Annotated in this window: 15 protein-coding genes; 3 read left to right on the forward strand and 12 right to left on the reverse strand. The window is 65.9% G+C overall.

Translation table 11 applies throughout. From position 1 onward, the window contains the following. Window positions 1-94: 94 nt before the first annotated feature. Both ACMDW7_RS13985 and ACMDW7_RS13990 read left to right on the forward strand, forming a co-directional pair. On the forward strand, window positions 95-2,932 hold the full coding sequence (locus ACMDW7_RS13985; protein ID WP_377303355.1) for a valine--tRNA ligase: 2,838 nt from the start codon (window positions 95-97) through the stop codon (window positions 2,930-2,932). Window positions 2,933-2,965: 33 nt separating this feature from the next. Beyond that, window positions 2,966-4,030: a hypothetical protein gene (locus ACMDW7_RS13990; protein WP_377303354.1), complete on the forward strand. Its 1,065-nt coding sequence runs from the start codon at window positions 2,966-2,968 to the stop codon at window positions 4,028-4,030. 83 nt (window positions 4,031-4,113) lie between these two features. Here ACMDW7_RS13990 and ACMDW7_RS13995 read toward each other — a convergent pair whose 3' ends face one another. The 6 genes from ACMDW7_RS13995 to ugpQ all read right to left on the reverse strand — a co-directional run bounded on the left by ACMDW7_RS13995 (window position 4,114) and on the right by ugpQ (window position 10,260). After that, window positions 4,114-4,344 carry a sulfurtransferase TusA family protein gene (locus ACMDW7_RS13995; protein WP_054125117.1) on the reverse strand — a complete coding sequence of 77 codons (231 nt, stop codon included), beginning with the start codon at window positions 4,342-4,344 and terminating at the stop codon, window positions 4,114-4,116. A gap of 210 nt (window positions 4,345-4,554) precedes the next feature. Further along, a complete protein-coding gene (locus tag ACMDW7_RS14000) occupies window positions 4,555-5,079 on the reverse strand; it encodes a GNAT family N-acetyltransferase (RefSeq protein ID WP_377303352.1) in 525 nt (174 codons plus the stop codon). 104 nt (window positions 5,080-5,183) lie between these two features. Beyond that, window positions 5,184-5,630, reverse strand: a complete 447-nt coding sequence (locus tag ACMDW7_RS14005; RefSeq protein ID WP_377303350.1) for a hypothetical protein — start codon at window positions 5,628-5,630, stop codon at window positions 5,184-5,186. A 172-nt stretch (window positions 5,631-5,802) separates the two neighbouring features. Continuing rightward, a complete protein-coding gene (alaS, locus tag ACMDW7_RS14010; RefSeq protein ID WP_377303348.1) occupies window positions 5,803-8,415 on the reverse strand; it encodes an alanine--tRNA ligase in 2,613 nt (870 codons plus the stop codon). A gap of 337 nt (window positions 8,416-8,752) precedes the next feature. After that, window positions 8,753-9,343: a hypothetical protein gene (locus ACMDW7_RS14015; protein ID WP_377303346.1), complete on the reverse strand. Its 591-nt coding sequence runs from the start codon at window positions 9,341-9,343 to the stop codon at window positions 8,753-8,755. A gap of 158 nt (window positions 9,344-9,501) precedes the next feature. After that, window positions 9,502-10,260, reverse strand: a complete 759-nt coding sequence (ugpQ, locus tag ACMDW7_RS14020) for a glycerophosphodiester phosphodiesterase (RefSeq protein WP_377303345.1) — start codon at window positions 10,258-10,260, stop codon at window positions 9,502-9,504. 89 nt (window positions 10,261-10,349) lie between these two features. Here ugpQ and ACMDW7_RS14025 point away from each other — a divergent pair, with 89 nt between their 5' ends. Next, window positions 10,350-10,640, forward strand: a complete 291-nt coding sequence (locus ACMDW7_RS14025; protein WP_377303343.1) for an acylphosphatase — start codon at window positions 10,350-10,352, stop codon at window positions 10,638-10,640. A 136-nt stretch (window positions 10,641-10,776) separates the two neighbouring features. On the opposite strand, the gene ACMDW7_RS14030 is transcribed toward ACMDW7_RS14025, so the two are convergent. The 6 genes from ACMDW7_RS14030 to ACMDW7_RS14055 are packed head-to-tail and all read right to left on the reverse strand — an operon-like array spanning window position 10,777 to window position 15,851. Continuing rightward, window positions 10,777-11,007 carry a DUF2798 domain-containing protein gene (locus ACMDW7_RS14030; RefSeq protein WP_377303341.1) on the reverse strand — a complete coding sequence of 77 codons (231 nt, stop codon included), beginning with the start codon at window positions 11,005-11,007 and terminating at the stop codon, window positions 10,777-10,779. A 9-nt stretch (window positions 11,008-11,016) separates the two neighbouring features. Continuing rightward, the gene (locus tag ACMDW7_RS14035) at window positions 11,017-11,481 is read right to left on the reverse strand and encodes a GNAT family N-acetyltransferase (RefSeq protein WP_377303339.1); all 465 of its coding nucleotides are present in this window, start codon (window positions 11,479-11,481) and stop codon (window positions 11,017-11,019) included. Then, window positions 11,478-13,334: a M61 family metallopeptidase gene (locus ACMDW7_RS14040; RefSeq protein WP_377303337.1), complete on the reverse strand. Its 1,857-nt coding sequence runs from the start codon at window positions 13,332-13,334 to the stop codon at window positions 11,478-11,480. The genes ACMDW7_RS14035 and ACMDW7_RS14040 overlap by 4 nt, the downstream gene beginning before the upstream one ends. After that, complete coding sequence (locus ACMDW7_RS14045) at window positions 13,252-13,860, reverse strand: NTP transferase domain-containing protein (protein ID WP_377303335.1); 609 nt, start codon at window positions 13,858-13,860, stop codon at window positions 13,252-13,254. Before ACMDW7_RS14045 ends, ACMDW7_RS14040 begins: the two co-directional genes overlap by 83 nt. 3 nt (window positions 13,861-13,863) lie before the next feature. Further along, complete coding sequence (locus ACMDW7_RS14050; RefSeq protein ID WP_377303334.1) at window positions 13,864-15,189, reverse strand: sensor histidine kinase; 1,326 nt, start codon at window positions 15,187-15,189, stop codon at window positions 13,864-13,866. Continuing rightward, complete coding sequence (locus ACMDW7_RS14055; RefSeq protein WP_377303332.1) at window positions 15,186-15,851, reverse strand: winged helix-turn-helix domain-containing protein; 666 nt, start codon at window positions 15,849-15,851, stop codon at window positions 15,186-15,188. The genes ACMDW7_RS14050 and ACMDW7_RS14055 overlap by 4 nt, the downstream gene beginning before the upstream one ends. Window positions 15,852-15,887 lie beyond the last annotated feature (36 nt).

Below are 15,887 nucleotides of genomic sequence, written 5' to 3' on the forward strand. Positions count from 1 at the left end.
TACAATCGATGCCTTGCGTCTGTGCGACACGGCTCCTGAAGCGGTCGCGCACAGAGACGCCTCCGCTTCGACCCCATCCGCTCAGCTCCTGATCATGTCCGCCATCCTCGCGCAAGAACTCGCCAAAGCCTTCGACCCAGCCGCCATCGAGGCCCGCTGGTCGCCCGTCTGGGAAGAGGCCGGCGTCTTCACCGCAGGTGCGCAGGCCGACGTGCCTTCCTTCGCGATCCAGCTGCCGCCGCCCAACGTCACCGGTACGCTGCACATGGGTCATGGCTTCAACCAGACCATCATGGACGCCATGACGCGCTACCACCGCATGCTGGGGCACAACGCCCTCTGGCTGCCGGGGGTGGATCACGCCGGCATCGCCACGCAGATCGTGGTGGAGCGCCAGCTCGAGCAGCAGGGCATCAAGCGCCATGATCTCGGCCGCGAGAAGTTCCTTGAGAAGACCTGGGAGTGGAAGCAGTACTCCGGCGGCACCATCACGCAGCAGATGCGCCGCCTCGGCGCGAGCGTCGATTGGGGCCTGGAGTACTTCACCATGGACGACAAGCTCTCGGCCGTAGTGACCGAGACCTTTGTGCGCCTGTATGAAGACGGCCTGATCTATCGCGGCAAGCGGTTGGTCAACTGGGAGCCCAAGCTCAAGACCGCCGTGTCCGATCTGGAGGTCGTCAGCGAGGAAGAGGACGGCCATCTCTGGCACATCCTCTACCCATTTGCCGACGGCCCGCAGGGCGATCTGCGCGGCCTGACCGTGGCCACCACCCGGCCGGAAACCATGCTCGGCGACGTGGCCGTGATGGTTCACCCGGAAGACGAGCGCTACAAGCACCTGATCGGCAAGCAGGTGCAACTGCCGCTGTGCGATCGCACCATCCCGATCATCGCCGACGCCTATGTGGATCGCGAATTCGGCACAGGCGTGGTGAAGGTCACGCCAGCCCATGACTTCAATGACTACGCCGTGGGCCAGCGCCACGGCCTGCCAATGATCAGCATCCTGACCCTGGATGCAAACATCAACGAACATGCACCCAAGGCCTACCAGGGTCTGGAACGCTTTGCCGCGCGCAAGCAGGTGGTGGCCGACCTAGAGGCGCAGGGCCTGCTGATCGAGACCAAAAAGCACAAGCTCAAGGTGCCGCGCTCGGACCGCACCGGCACCGTGATCGAGCCGATGCTCACCGACCAGTGGTTCATGGCCCTGTCCAAGGCGGCGCCAGCCAGCCACCCCTTCCAGCCGGGTCAGTCGATTGCCGACAAGGCGCTGGAAGTCGTGAACAACGGCAGCATCGAATTCGTGCCCGAACACTGGATCGCCACCTACCGCCACTGGCTGAACAACATCCAGGACTGGACCCTGTCGCGCCAGCTCTGGTGGGGCCACCAGATTCCGGCCTGGTACGACGAGGCCGGCAATGTGTACGTGGCGCGCAATGAGACGGAGGCGCAGGCCAAGGCCGGTCCGAATGCCACGCTGCGCCGCGACCCTGATGTGCTCGACACCTGGTATTCGTCGGCCCTGGTGCCCTTCTCCACGCTGGGCTGGCCGCAGAACACCGAGCTGCTGGCGCGCTATCTGCCCTCATCCGTCCTCGTGACGGGCAGCGAGATCATCTTCTTCTGGGTCGCCCGGATGATCATGATGACGACCTACTTCACCGGCAAGATCCCCTTCAAGACGGTGTACATCCACGGCACGGTGCGCGATGCCGAAGGCAAGAAGATGAGCAAGTCCGAGGGCAATGTGATCGACCCGGTGGACCTGATCCAGGGCGTCGATCTGGAGACCCTCACGAAGAAGTCCACCACCGGCCTGCGCCGGCCCGAGACGGCGCCCAAGGTGACTGCCCGAGTGAAGAAGGAGTTTCCGGAAGGCATGCCCGCCTACGGTGCGGACGCGCTGCGCTTCACCATGGCCAGCTACGCGTCGCTGGGCATGAACGTGAACTTCGACACCAAGCGCTGCGAGGGCTACCGCAACTTCTGCAACAAGCTGTGGAACGCCACGCGCTTCGTGCTCATGAACACCGAAGGGCATGACTGCGGCTTCAATGCACCGCCTGGCCACTGCGACAAGAACTATCAGGACTTCTCGCTGGCGGACAAGTGGATCGTCAACGAGCTGCAGCGCGTCGAGGCCGCCGTGGCCAAGGGCTTCGAGGAGTACCGCCTGGATCTCGTGGCCAACACGATCTACAGCTTCGTCTGGGACCAGTACTGCGACTGGTACGTGGAACTGGCCAAGGTTCAGATCCAGCGCGGCAGCGAGGCCCAGCAACGCGCCACGCGCCGCACGCTCGTGCGCGTGCTTGAGGCCGTGCTGCGCCTGCTGCACCCGATTGCGCCGTTCATCACGGAGGAACTCTGGCAGCGCGTGAGCGTGGTGGCCGCCAAGCGCAAGGACGGTGAAACCGCCTACTGCGCCACGCAACCCTACCCGCGCGCCCAGATGGACAAGATTGACCCCGCGGCCGACCGCTGGATGGGCGAACTCAAGGGCCTGATCGATGCCGTGCGCAATCTGCGCGGCGAGATGAACGTCTCCCCCGCCGAGCGCGTGCCGCTGCTGGCCACCGGGCCGGAATCGCTCGATGGCTTTGCGCCTTACCTGTCTGCGCTGGGCAAGCTGGCCAGCTTCGAGCGCGTTGCCGCGCTGCCCAAGATCGGCGCACCGGTGGCGGTGGTGGGCGATGCGCAGTTGCTGCTGAAGATCGAGATCGACGTGGACGCCGAGCGTGCCCGCCTGGGCAAGGAGATTGCACGCATCGAGGGCGAAGTAGCCAAGGCCAATGCCAAGCTCTCCAACGAGAGTTTCGTCGCGCGTGCACCTGAGGCCGTGGTGGCCCAGGAGCGCGGCCGTCTGGCGGACTTTGGCGCGACCCTGGAGAAACTGCGGGCCCAGTTGGCGCGGCTGGGCTAGCCGTCATTGGCTAGGACGCTAAGGACACACCCGTTGCACAAGAACACCGGCACGTCGTGTCAACGGCTTCAAGAGGGCCTCAGGAAAGTCGTTCGACAAGCGGTGCGTGGCGAATGCCAGGCAAGGTATGTGGCCACGCTAAACGCCGAAGAGAAGCAGGCCTTCGAATCACTGGCACCCAGGCGCTTAGTGTTTTGGGAGCGAGTTGTTCGGAGCGAACTGGAGATGCTCGTCCACGCACACGGCGAGTCTGCCAAGCGCACTCGGCGCACGTATTTTCCGTTCATCGGGCGCGGCCAACCTACAGCCCAGTTGGAGTGGGAGCCGTGCTGGGTGGACCTTTGCCACTGGAGCGGGTTCCGTCGCGAGGCTGCGCTGCACAGCTTGCGTGAACCGGCTGAAAGCGCCTTCTTGCTAGCCCTCGTCTTGCGTCGGCTGAACGATTGGGTGCCGCAGGTCAGAGCTGCTGCGAATTTCGCCGTCAGCCGGCTGCTATGTAGATCCAGCCCGGCGGTCGCAGTTGATGCCATCCTGACAATGATGGTGCAGTGGGGGGACTGGGGGCGCATCAGCGACGATGACAAGCATTTCATCGCAGGCATTCTCGCGGACCCCAATATCAAAGCGGCTTTCGTGGAGCGTCTGTCTGCTGCATCAAGTGGTCCTATGGCTCTGGCCTTGCGCGAAGCCTTGCGGACAGACGCTCTCGACACTCACCTTCCAGCCATTGCGACCAGCAGCGTCCAACCAGCGGTCCGCGCTCGGGCTTATCGGGCGCTCCTTGTTGGTCAAGCCACATGGGTCGAACGCCGAAGGTGGGTATGGACTGACGTTAGATATTGCGAAGGCAGGCTTGAGGCCGTGATCGGCAGCAGACCTCTTGCCGCCAAACCTGAGCGTATGGCTACGCTGAAGTCTGCTGCCGTAGACCGGTCTGCGCTTGTGCGAAAAGTGGCAGCTGAAGCGCTCATTCGGGAAGTACCGACTTTTGGTCACTTGGCTTTGCCACTAGCGGAAGCCTTTGCCGCCGATAGCTCTGCGCCGGTTGCCGAACGCGGGCAGTTTGCAATGCGACAGATTCGCGGACCGGCGACCTGACACCGCGAGACGTCGCGCATGCAATCCGCGGCAAAGCAAAAGGGCCGGCAAATGCCGGCCCTTCTTTCCTTGCGTTAGTCCGCTCAGGTACGGCGGCGCAGGAAGTAATAGAACACGTTCTCATGCTTGCCATGGGCCACCAGCTCGTTGCCGGTCTGCTTGGCAAACGCGGTGAAGTCGCGCTCGCTGCCGGGATCGGTGGCCTGCACGCGCAGGACATCACCGGTTTCGAGATCAGCCAGGGCACGCTTGGCGCGCAGTATGGGCAGCGGGCAGGACAGGCCGCGGGCGTCCACATCCTTGTTGTAGGGCATGTTCAGATCAACCATGACAGGCTCCAGGGCGGGCCGGCGTGCATTCGCCGACGGTCGGATTCTTGGGCTTGTGCAGCGTGGCGGCTCAGCGGCCGGCCGAACAGGTGCACGGGTTGCAGATGGTAGCCCAGCCGACCGCATGCGGCGTGACCGGGGTGCCGATTCTTGGGAAAAGCTCCCGGGATTGCGGGAGCCCGGACACCCTCAGCCTTACGCGTTGCGGGCCAGTTCTGCCACCAGGCGCGGATGCAGGCGCGCCATCAGGTGGCTGCTGACGTACTGGCCGTCGCGGAAGGAATCACCGCGCAAGGTGCCTTCGATCTCGAAACCGAACTTGCGATACAGCGCAATGGCGCGCGTGTTGTCCGTGAACACGTGCAGCTCCACGCGAAGCGCCTGGGCCCAGTCGTCTGCGTACTTCATGAGTTCGGTCATCAGCGCCGTGCCCACGCCCTTGCCCCAGGCATGCTCGGCAATGCCGATGCCCATGCGCCAGGTGTGGCGCTGCCGCACGCGGCCGCCGTCGCAGAACACGCCGGCGTGGCCCACCACCTCGCCATCCAGCTCGGCCAGCAGCACGAGCTTGTCTTCCGTGTCCTCCGCCAGGCGCTTCTTCCAGCGATCCACGCCCGGATGCGGAACCTGCAGCAGGTTTGCGTAGACCGCATGCGCTGCGTTGATGCGGACGAAGTGCTCCGCATCTTCCTGTGTTGCACGGCGGATCACAATCGTCATTCTTTGGCCGAATTTAAACTTTTTCGAAGTTACGAAATGCAGCTTTTCGCTGTTCTAAAGCCAATCTCACGGGCTTTTTCATTTCACTTAATCGTGGCCGATTTTTATTTCTTTGGTTGAGTATCCGGCTTCGGATCAGCGGGCAGCGTAGGCGAGGGTGCAGGCACGGGGCTGGGCACCGGCACGGGAACCGCAACTGGAGTGGACGCAGCCGTCGGGGCAGGCGTCGCTGCCGGGCTCGGGACCGAGGACGCTGCCGGGGCACCGGGGGTCGCCGCAGCGGCCGCGCCTGCGCCTGCAGATGCAGCTCCCGCTTTGGACTTGTCCGGGATCACTGCATCGGCAGCGGCGCCCACGGCCTTGCCTGCGATGCGCGCGGTGCCGATGGCTGCGTCCGCCGCCAGCCCGACGCCCTTCACGGCCACGCTCGCGGCGGTGTCCACAATGGCGATCACGGTGCAGCCAGCCAGTGCGACGGCGGCCACGCCGACGGCGAGCGCCCGCGCGATGGTGCGCAGAGGCAGCTTGATGAACCAGAGCATGGCGTTCATGTGCGGACCCTGATCAGGCCTGCTTTTCCAGAAAAGTGCGCACACTCTCCAGCGCCTTGGGCAGCGCGGCAGCGTCGGTTCCGCTGCGCCATCGCCATGAGGGCTGCGCACGCGCCGCGTCGCGTGGGCGAAGCCCCAGCAGCGAAGCGTGATGCAAAGCCCGACATCTGACTCATGCCCGCTCTTCCACAAAGCTGCGAACACTCTCCAGCGCCTTGGGCAGCGCGGCGGCGTCGGTCCCTCCGGCCATGGCCATGTCGGGCTTGCCGCCGCCCTTGCCGCCAACCTGCTGCGCAACAAAGTTCACGAGGTCGCCGGCCTTGATCCTGCCCATCACGTCGGCCGTGGCGCCCGCAGCCAGCTGCACCTTGCCGCCTTCCACGGCCGCCAGCACGATGGCTGCGGTCTTGAGCTTGGCCTTGAGCTGGTCCATGGTCTCGCGCAGGGTCTTGGCGTCTGCGCCTTCGAGCCTGGCGGCCAGCACCTTGATGCCCTTGATGTCCACGGCACTGCCGGCAAGATCGCTGCCCTGCGCAGCGGCCAGCTTGCTCTTGGCGGCGGCCAGTTCCTTCTCAAGCAGCCGGATCTGATCCTGCACCTGCGCCACGCGGGCCACGAGTTCCGTGGGCTGGGCCTTCAGAGCCGCGGCCACCTCACCCACGGCCGCATCCATGCGCTGCACCCAGTTCACGGCGTTCATGCCGGTGATGGCCTCCACGCGGCGCACGCCAGCGGCCACACCGCCTTCGCTAACGATCTTGAAGAAACCGATGTCGCCGGTGCGCTCCACGTGCGTGCCGCCGCAGAGTTCGCGGCTCGTGCCGATGTCCAACACGCGCACTTCGTCGCCATACTTCTCGCCGAACAGCATCATCGCGCCGAGCTTCTGCGCGTCTTCCATCGGCACGACGCGAGCCAGCGTGCTGCTGTTGGCAATGATCTCGGCATTCACCTTGGCCTCGACCTCGCGCATCTGCGCATCGGTCATCGGGGCGTTGTGCGCAAAGTCGAAGCGAGTCTTGTCGGCATCGACCAGGCTGCCCTTCTGCTGCACGTGGCTGCCGAGCACTTCGCGCAGGGCCTTGTGCATGATGTGCGTCACGCTGTGGTTGCGCATGGTGGCGGCGCGCACGGCACCGTTCACCGTGGCGGTAAGCGCATCACCCTTCCTGAGCGCGCCCTTGGTCAGCGTACCGTGGTGGCCAAACACCGTGGACTGGATCTTCTGCGTGTCCTGCACCGCGAACTCGGCGCCGGCATTCGTCAGCACACCCACATCACCCACCTGGCCGCCGCTCTCGGCATAGAAGGGCGTGTTGTCGAGCACGACCACACCCGAATCGCCTGCCTTCATCTCGGCCACTTCCGTGCCGCCCACGTAGAGCGCAGTGATCTTTGCGCCTTCGATGACGAGCTTGTCGTAGCCGTGGAAAGTGGTGGCGGCGCCGCTGTAGTCGAGCGCGCGGTCCATCTTGAACTTGCCTGCGGCGCGGCTGGCCTCCTGCTGGCGGGCCATGGCGGCATTGAAGCCGGCCTCGTCCACCGTGAAGCCGCGCTCGCGGCCCACATCGGCCGTGAGGTCGAGCGGGAAGCCGTAAGTGTCGTGCAGCTTGAAGGCCACTTCGCCATCGAGCGTCTTGACGCCGCCGGCCAGTGCGCCGTCCAGGATGCTCATGCCATGCTCGAGCGTCTCGAAGAAGCGTGCTTCCTCGGCCGCGAGCGTGTCCATGATGCGCTGCTGCTGCTCGGCGATCTCGGGGTAGGCCTCGCCCATCTGCGCAACAAGATCCGGCACCAGCTTGTGGAAGAAGGGCTTGCGGCAGCCGAGCTTGTAGCCGTGGCGGATGGCGCGGCGCACGATCCGGCGCTGCACGTAGCCGCGGCCTTCGTTGCTCGGGATCACGCCATCGGCCACCAGAAAGGCGGTGGCGCGGATGTGGTCGGCAATCACCTTCAGGGAGTTGTTCTCCAGATCGGCGCAGCCGGTCTCGCGGGCAGCGGCCTTGATCAGTGCCTGGAAGAGGTCGATCTCGTAGTTGCTGTGCACGTGCTGAAGCACGGCGGCCAGACGCTCCAGGCCCATACCGGTGTCCACGCAGGGCTTGGGCAGCGGGATCAGCGAGCCATCGGGCTGCATATCGAACTGCATGAACACGTTGTTCCAGATCTCGATATAGCGGTCGCCATCGGCCTCGGGGCTGCCAGGGGGGCCACCGGCCACCTCGGGCCCATGGTCGTAGAAGATCTCGGAACAGGGGCCGCAGGGACCGGTGTCGGCCATCTGCCAGAAGTTGTCGCTGGCGTAACGCTTGCCCTTGTTGTCGCCGATGCGCACGATGCGGTCCGCCGGCAGGCCGATCTCCTTGTGCCAGATGTCGTAGGCCTCGTCATCCTCGGCATAGACGGTGGCCCAGAGCTTGTCCTTGGGCAGCTTGTAGACCTCGGTCAGCAGCTCCCAGGCGAACTTGAGCGCGTCGCGCTTGAAGTAGTCGCCGAAGCTGAAGTTGCCCAGCATCTCGAAAAAGGTGTGGTGGCGCGCGGTGTAGCCGACGTTTTCGAGGTCGTTGTGCTTGCCGCCGGCGCGCAGGCTCTTCTGTGCGGTGGTGGCGCGGGTGTAGGCGCGCTTGTCGGTGCCCAGGAACACGTCCTTGAACTGCACCATGCCGGAGTTCACGAACAGCAGCGTGGGGTCGTTGCCCGGCACGAGGCTGGAGGCTCGCACGCGGGTGTGGCCCTTCGATTCGAAGAAGGACAAGAACTTTTCGCGGATCTCTGCTGCTTTCATGGGCCGGATGCTCGGTCGCGCTGGGGCGGCAAAAGGCGGCCTTGCAGGCGCGCCTCGGGGTTGTGAAGAGGAATCGCCGATTTTAGGGGCCAGAAGACCGACGGCCCGCGCTGGGCGGGCCGTCGGTCACTTCGGGGAGGAGAGCCTGGTTCGGTTGGTGCCGGATGACTGCAGGCGCCCGGCGCGTGGACTGCCGGGGTACCGGTCAGCCACAGCAGCCCGAGTGCGCGGACTGCCCGGCTGGGCCGGTCAGCCGCAGCAGACCGTATGCGCGGGCCGCCCGGCTGTGCCGGTCAGCCGCAGCAGCCCGAGTGCGCGGACCGCCCGGCTGCGCCGGTCAGCCGCGCGTGCGCTCGTTGTGCTTCTTGTTGTAGATCTTGCCGGACTGGTTGTCCTGGCGAGCGTTGATGCGGGCCTGCTCCGCAGCGCTCACATGGCCGTCGGCGCCGGCGCGCGCCTGTGCACGGTCAACACGGGCCTGGCCACGCTCCAGATTGGCCACTTCCTTGTTGGTCAGGGAACCGTTCTTCACGCCGTTGGCAATGCGCTGCTCCTGGTTGGCGTCGCGCTGCACGGTCTGCTGCATGCGTTGGCTGGCTGCGCTGTTGGGGTTGCCGGTCTGCGCATCGTGCTTCTGCTTGTAGATGTTGGCGCTGACCTTGTCCTGGGCGTTGTCGATCCGGGCGCGCTCGGCCGCGCTCAGCTTGCCATCCTTCAGGGCGTTGGCCTGCATGCGATCCACCTTGGCCTCCTGCCTTTCGAGGCGGGCAGCTTCCTGGGTGTTGAGCTGACCGGACTTCAGGCCGTTTTCGATGCGCTGCTGCTGATTGGCATCGCGCTGGGTCATGGTGGCGGTGTTCGTCTGCGCCATTGCACCGGCACTCAAGGAGGCGGTGATCATCAAGGCGAGGAGCTTGGGGGTGGACATTCGGTTCTCCATTTCGACTGGGGTTGAATCGCTCAGATTCATGGTCTTGGCGCGCACAACCCAACAACGCCTCGCCCCTGGCCGCCGGCCGACCGGCACGTGTAACGGCGCGTAATCCAGCGTCCGCCCGAGAGATAGCCACAAGCCGCTTTGCAGATCTAGCGAAAGCGCGGCCCGATCAGGTCCAGCCGATCGGTGCAGATGGCGTCCACCCCCCAGGCCATGAGCTCGCGTGCGCGACGCGGGTCGTTCACGGTGTAGGCCAGCAATCCATAGCCGGCCTGCTTGACGGCTGCACAGCGCGCCTCGTCCAGATGGTCATGCCGCACATGCGCCGCCACGCAACCAGCCGCGGCGAGCTGCTCGGCCCAGTCCGCAGGCAGCTCACGCCAGAGCTGCGCGCGCGGTAGATGCGGCGCCACACCGGCCGCGGCGGCCAGGGCGGCCGCACTGAAGGAGCTGAGCAGCGGCACCGCCATGCCGGCAGCGTCGGCATCCTCGCGGAAGTAGCTCGCGCACAGGCGCGCAGCCACCTCGGCCGTGCGTGCATCGCGCCCGGGCGCCGGCTTGATCTCGACGTTCATGTGCATGTTGCGCGCGCTGCAGTAGGACAGCGCGTGGTCGAGGTGCGGCACGCGCGCGCCGGCATAGCGCGGATCCTTGAACCATGCGCCGGCATTCTTGCGCTGCAGGTCGGCCCAGCGGGTGTCGTTCATCTGTCCTGCGCCGAAGACAGTGCGCCCGAACTCGGCGTCGTGCATCAGCACGGGCTCGTCATCCGCAGTGAGCATGACGTCGAACTCCACGCCCTGAAAGCCCATCTGATGTGCGACCTGCAGGGCCTGCACCGTGTTCTCCGGAGCAAGCGTGCCGCCACCGCGGTGGGCATAGATGCGGGTGAAGTAGCTGTAGCTCATGGCTCGACGACGGGGTGACAAGGCGCACGCAACGCCGGGGCGGGAAACTTCGCACGGCTGCGCGCAGCGATCAATCGCATACTTGCAGCATGCCGGAACTTCACGTGATCGTCTCGGGCCGTGTGCAGGGCGTCGGATTCCGCGATGCGACCCTCGACATGGGCCAACAGCTCGGCCTGGCGGGCTGGGTACGCAATCGGCGCGACGGTACGGTACAGGTCTATGCGCGCGGTGAGCCGCCGATGCTCGGCGCACTGCGGGCCTGGCTGGCGGGTGGGCCACCGCTGGCCCGCGTGGACGGGGTGCTGGATCTGCCGGCCACAGGCAACGAGCGGAGCATTTCGCCCTCGCACAGCTTTGTGCGACTGCCGACGGCATGATGGAATTCGTCCGATTTCAGTCTATTTTAGGATTCACAAATCGCCGATTCCGCTTGTCTTGTGCGCGACACCGTCATTTGTAGAGCTTGATCCACTACGTCCGAAAACGACACATCAATCGAATCAAGCGCGATACTCAGTCCTGCACGGTGCGCGCATTGACCCACTTACGGATCGGCGGTGCAAGCACCAGCACGCAGGCAAAGGCGGGCATCCAGGCCAGCAGGAAGGCATGGGCCCAGCGGCCGACGAAGTCGCCGGCCAGTCCGGTGTTGATGGCGGTGACCACAGCAGTCATGATGAAAGCCATGAGGCTGCTCATCAGGAACGAGAACACCAGGTGGGCGTAACGGGCGCGAATCTTCATGGTGCCTTCTCAGTCGGCGCGGTTCGCCGCCAGGCGCTGATACACCTGTGGGTCGTGCCGTTCCATCATCCGTTCCGGCCGCGCCAGCGGCGTGAAGCCGTAGCCGGCATAGAGTGCATGGGCGTCGCGCGTGGCCAGCATGAAGCGGCGCAGGTCCTGCAGCCCCGGCTGCGCAAACAGCGCCGAGAGCATGGCGCGAGACAGCCCGCGCCCGCGGTGCTCGGGCAGCACATAGACATCGGCCAGGTAGGCAAAGGTCGCCTGGTCAGTGATGGCGCGCGCGAAGGCCACCTGCTCGCCGTCGGCGGTCACCACGCCCATGCACAGCGAATGCCGGACGGCGCGCTCCACCACCTCAAGCGGAATGCCCTCGGACCAGTACGTACGGGTCAGGAAGGCGTGCACGGCGGGCACGTCCATCTGCTCTGCGCCCACACGAAGCGCATAGCCCCCAGGAAGCGTGGCCGTGCTCATGCCGCCAGCCATTGGCGGCGCAGCTTGCGCTTGTCGGCCGCCGCCTTGTCCGAGGCGATCAGCTTCACGCTCGTGGCGGGCGGCGCGGCCAGCTTCACGCGCGCCTCGATCAGTTCATCGCGCCGGAAGGCGTGCACGGTCACGGCATCACCGGCGCGGTAGCGGGCAAGCAGCCCATCCAGGTTGCCAGGGGTCACGCGCAGGCCATCGATGGCGACGATCACATCGTTCGCAGACAAGCCCGCCACGTGCGCCGGCTCGCCGCTAAAGGCGTTGGCGATCACGCAGTCACTGCCCTGCGCCTTGGTGCGCACACCCAGGCTGGGCGTACTGCCCTCGGCGCGCTGGCTGTAGCTGATGCCCAGTGCGGCAAACAGCGGCTCCAGCGGCAGGTCCTGCGTGGTCTCGGTGGCGAGCGTGAGTTCGCGAGAAAGATCCAGGCCAGTGGCCTGCTTCATCAGCCCCGCAATCTCTTCGGGCGCCACGCCCTGCGGCTTGCCCTGATAGAAGTCGCGGCCAAAGCGCACCCAGAGCAGGCGCATGAAGTCGTCCAGGCTCCTGCGTCCGCGCGTCTGCGTGCGGATCGTCAGGTCCAGGTAAAGCGCCACCAGCGAGCCCTTGGTGTAGTAGCTAACGATGGCGTTGGGGCTGTTCTCATCCTGGCGGTAGTACTTGGTCCAGGCGTCGAAGCTGCTTTGCGCCACGCTCTGCTTCAGGCGGCCCGGGCCGCGCAGCACGCCGCTCACCGTCTTGGCCAGGGCCTTGAGGTACTGATCCTCGGTCATGAGCCCGGTGCGCGCCAGGATCAGGTCGTCGTAGTAGCTCGTGAAGCCCTCGAACAGCCAGAGCAGCGGGGTGTGAGTCTCGCGGCTCAGGTCGTAGGGGGCGAACACCGCCGGCTTGATGCGCTTGACGTTCCAGGTATGGAAATACTCGTGGCTCACCAGCCCGAGGAAGTTGCGGTAGCCCTCGCTGCTCTCGGCACTGCCGATCTGCGGCAGATCATTGCGGTTGCAGACGAGCGCTGTGGAGGCGCGGTGCTCCAGGCCGCCGTAGCCATCGCCCACCGCCATGGTCATGAAGACATAGCGGTCGCTGCTGTCCAGAAAGGGGGCCAGCGCCGTCTTCGGCTCGAAGAGCTTGATCTGCGCCTCGCAGATCTTCTTGAAGTCGGCCTCCAGCCGCGCCATGTCGAGGTTCGACACGCGGCCGGTGATGGCAATGTCGTGCCGTGCGCCGCAGGCCTCGAAGCCTCCGGCAGCAAACGTGCCCATCTCCACCGGATGATCGACCAGCGCGTCATAGTCCGGCGCCACATACAGGCCGAAGGCTTGCAGCTTGGTGCCGCTCTTTCCACCACCTGCGCGCGGCAGGCTGGTGGCGACCTTCCAGTTCCGCACGCCCTTCGGTGCACGAATATCCACTTCATGCGGAAAATGCTCGGCGCCATGCACACGCAGGAATACGCTGGTGCCGTTGAAGAAGCCGTGGTGCTGATCGAGATGTGCAGTGCGCACCGAGAGGTCCCATGCATAGACCTGCATCGTGACCGTGAGCGGTCCCTTGCAGGGCGCGGCGCGCCAGGTGTCCTTGTCGAGCTTGGTGAGCGCCACGGGCTTGCGGCCGTTCGCAGCCGAGATGCTGACGATGTTCTTGGCGAACTCGCGGATCATGTAGCTGCCGGCGATCCAGGCCGGCAGGCTCAGCACCTGGCCGTCTGCGGCGGGCTGGGCGATGCTGAGGATAATCTCGAAAAGATGGGCCGCCGGGTCAGCGGGGATGATGCTGTAGGAAATCTTCTGCACGGTCGCGGTCCGCGGGGGTGTCGATGTCGAGCAGGATACCGGCGTCATCGCACTCCATGGTCCGGAGCAGATGGCTGTCCAGCACGCTGCGTGCACCTGCGTCGCCGCGCAGCGCCAGCAGCGAGGCCTGACACTGCACACTGAAGGCCACTGGATGCCCGCGCAGCCCGCCATGCGTGGGCGCCACGCAGTCTGCCTTGCCGATGCGCAGCTGCCGCGCCACCTCGCGGATGGTGGCCGGTGCCACGCAGGGCATGTCCGCCGGCAGCACCAGCCAGCCCGCAGGCGACTGCCAGGTGGCCACCGCCTGGGAAATCACATCCCCCATGCCGCCGCTGCAGATGTGGTGCGGAATGTCCTCGCGCCGCGCGATCTCCATGATCGAGGCCGGCGTATGGCTGCTGACGCACAGGCCGATCGGCAAGCCAGCGGCCTGCACATGCTTGAGTGTGAGCGTGAACACGCTGGAATCCGCAAGATCGGCCGTGAGCTTGTGGGTATCCGGCTGCTCCTCGCGCCAGCGGGTGGCCTGGCCGGCAGCCAGCAGCAGGACGATGGGGCTCAGGGTCAGCATGGTTCAGCTCTTCATGTCTTGATGCGGTGTTTTCGGCAGTTCCAGCGGCAAGCTGAGCTCCACCACAAAGCCGCGGTTGGCCACGGGTAGCTCCACCCGGCCGCCGTGGGCCTTGGCCACCAGATCGGCCAGAGCCAGACCGAGGCCGATGTCCGTGGCTGGCGTACCGCCCGCAAGCGCAAGGCGCAGGTCCTGCCAGCGCAGGGCGTCCACGCCGGGGCCGTTGTCGGAGAGGCGCACCAGCTGCTCGCTCGGTGTCTCCACATGCAGCTCCGTCGCCCCGTGGCGCACCGCGTTGTCCAGCAGATTGATCAGGGCGGCAGCCAACAGGTCCGGGTCTGCATTCACGAGCAACGCGCCTTCGGCCACGCGCACGCTCAGCCCATCCACCGGGATGCGGCGCATCAACTCCTTGAGATTGACGCTCTGACGCTTCAAGCCCACGCCGCTGCGGAACAGGGTGAGGATGGCCGTGACCACATGCGACAGACGCCCCGCAGCCTGGCGCACCTGCTGCAGACGCTCTGTGAGGTCCGGCGGGCTGGTCTTGAGCGCTACGGCGAGCTGCGCATCCATGCCGGCCAGCGGTGTGCGCAGCGCATGGGCTGCGTGTGCGGCGAACGCGCGCTCCTGCGCGACGCGGCGCGCAAGGCGCGCGGTCAGTTCGTCCACGGCGTCGTGCACGGGCTGAAGCTCCTCGCGCTCGGCCGCGCCCAGCGTGGCCTTGGCATCGAGCGGATCGTGCTGCGCCAGGCGCGCCGACAGGCGCTGCAGGGGTTGCAGCTCGCGGCGCACCACAATCCGCAGCCATACCAGCGCCAGCAGCACCATGGCCACTGCGGCCAGACCGGTGTTCAGCGCGATCTCGGTCTGCGCTTCAGTGCGTTCGGCATGCGTCTGAGCGACATAGAGCACACGACCCTCATGCCCAAGCGGACTCGCGTAGACGCGCCATTGGCCTGCGGCATCAAAGAAGCCTGCCGTTGACGTGGCGCGGTAGGCCTCGTGCGGTGCGGCGCTGGAGTGCGCGAGTACCTTCGCAGGCCCGGCACCGGCGTACTCGACCACCTGCCAGGCAAAGCGCCCGCTTTCGTCGATGCCATCCGTGGCCTTGTCCAGACGCATCTGGAGCGTGGGGTCAGTGAGCGTGCGTTCATCGGCCAGCAGCACGGCGAGTACGCGGCTGGATGACTGCAGCGAGTCGTCCAGCAGCTCATGGACCTCGCCCTGAACCGCCAGCCAGACGGCCAGGCCCACCGTCACACTGACCAGCAGCGCATGCAGGCCCAGCATGCGGCTGAAGGCACTGCGGATCGAGAGAGTCTTCATGCGCCGCCGTCCTGCATCAGCCGGTAGCCGAGGCCGCGCACGGTCTGCACCAGATCCCGGCCCAGCTTGCGACGCAGGCTGGACACATGCACCTCCAGCGCATTGCTGGCCACTTCGCCCGCACCACCCAGCGCCAGCTGCTCCAGTTCGTCCTTGGACACAATGCGTCCCGGCCGCAGGGCCAGCGCCTCGAGCACGGCCCACTCGCGCGCGGTGAGTTCCACGAGTTGCTCGCTTACCCGCACGCTGCGCGCGCCGAGGTCAATCAGCACATCGCCGCAGCGCAGCCCCGCATCGGCCACGCCGGCCCGCCGGCGCATCACGGCGCGCATCCGCGCACTGAGTTCCTCCGGCGCGAAGGGCTTCACGAGGTAGTCGTCCGCGCCTGCGTCCAGGCCCGTTATTCGATCAGCGAGCAGATCGCGAGCGGTCAGCATCAGGGCCGCGGTGCGGTCGCCCTTGCTGCGTCGGCGCACCAGCCAGTCCAGTCCGGATCCGTCTGGCAGCGACCAGTCCACCAGATATGCGTCAAAGGCTTCGACCAAGGGCGCATTGGATTCAGAGAGCCGCTGCGCCCAGGTCACTGCATGCCCCTCGGCGCGTAGGAAGTCACGCAGGCCGGAGCCCAGGACGGGGTCGTCTTCGATAAGCAGCAACCGCATGAAGAGCTAGGTGTTCCCTGATGAGCGCCCGCCGTC

It is taken from the genome of Piscinibacterium candidicorallinum, from assembly GCF_047549485.1.
Taxonomy (GTDB): Bacteria; Pseudomonadota; Gammaproteobacteria; order Burkholderiales; family Burkholderiaceae_C; genus Piscinibacterium; species Piscinibacterium candidicorallinum.

Bases quoted from the DNA above. Each gene is read 5' to 3' on its own strand.
- ACMDW7_RS13985 (WP_377303355.1), top strand. From the start codon at position 95: ATGTCCGCCATCCTCGCGCAAGAACTCGCCAAAGCCTTCGACCCAGCC.
- ACMDW7_RS14025 (WP_377303343.1), top strand. From the start codon at position 10,350: ATGCCGGAACTTCACGTGATCGTCTCGGGCCGTGTGCAGGGCGTCGGA.
- ACMDW7_RS13995 (WP_054125117.1), bottom strand. From the start codon at position 4,344: ATGCCCTACAACAAGGATGTGGACGCCCGCGGCCTGTCCTGCCCGCTG.
- ugpQ (WP_377303345.1), bottom strand. From the start codon at position 10,260: ATGAGCTACAGCTACTTCACCCGCATCTATGCCCACCGCGGTGGCGGC.
- ACMDW7_RS14000 (WP_377303352.1), bottom strand. From the start codon at position 5,079: ATGACGATTGTGATCCGCCGTGCAACACAGGAAGATGCGGAGCACTTC.
- ACMDW7_RS14050 (WP_377303334.1), bottom strand. From the start codon at position 15,189: ATGAAGACTCTCTCGATCCGCAGTGCCTTCAGCCGCATGCTGGGCCTG.
- ACMDW7_RS14040 (WP_377303337.1), bottom strand. From the start codon at position 13,334: ATGACGCCGGTATCCTGCTCGACATCGACACCCCCGCGGACCGCGACC.
- ACMDW7_RS14030 (WP_377303341.1), bottom strand. From the start codon at position 11,007: ATGAAGATTCGCGCCCGTTACGCCCACCTGGTGTTCTCGTTCCTGATG.
- ACMDW7_RS14035 (WP_377303339.1), bottom strand. From the start codon at position 11,481: ATGAGCACGGCCACGCTTCCTGGGGGCTATGCGCTTCGTGTGGGCGCA.
- ACMDW7_RS14055 (WP_377303332.1), bottom strand. From the start codon at position 15,851: ATGCGGTTGCTGCTTATCGAAGACGACCCCGTCCTGGGCTCCGGCCTG.
- ACMDW7_RS14015 (WP_377303346.1), bottom strand. From the start codon at position 9,343: ATGTCCACCCCCAAGCTCCTCGCCTTGATGATCACCGCCTCCTTGAGT.
- ACMDW7_RS14045 (WP_377303335.1), bottom strand. From the start codon at position 13,860: ATGCTGACCCTGAGCCCCATCGTCCTGCTGCTGGCTGCCGGCCAGGCC.
- ACMDW7_RS14005 (WP_377303350.1), bottom strand. From the start codon at position 5,630: ATGAACGCCATGCTCTGGTTCATCAAGCTGCCTCTGCGCACCATCGCG.
- alaS (WP_377303348.1), bottom strand. From the start codon at position 8,415: ATGAAAGCAGCAGAGATCCGCGAAAAGTTCTTGTCCTTCTTCGAATCG.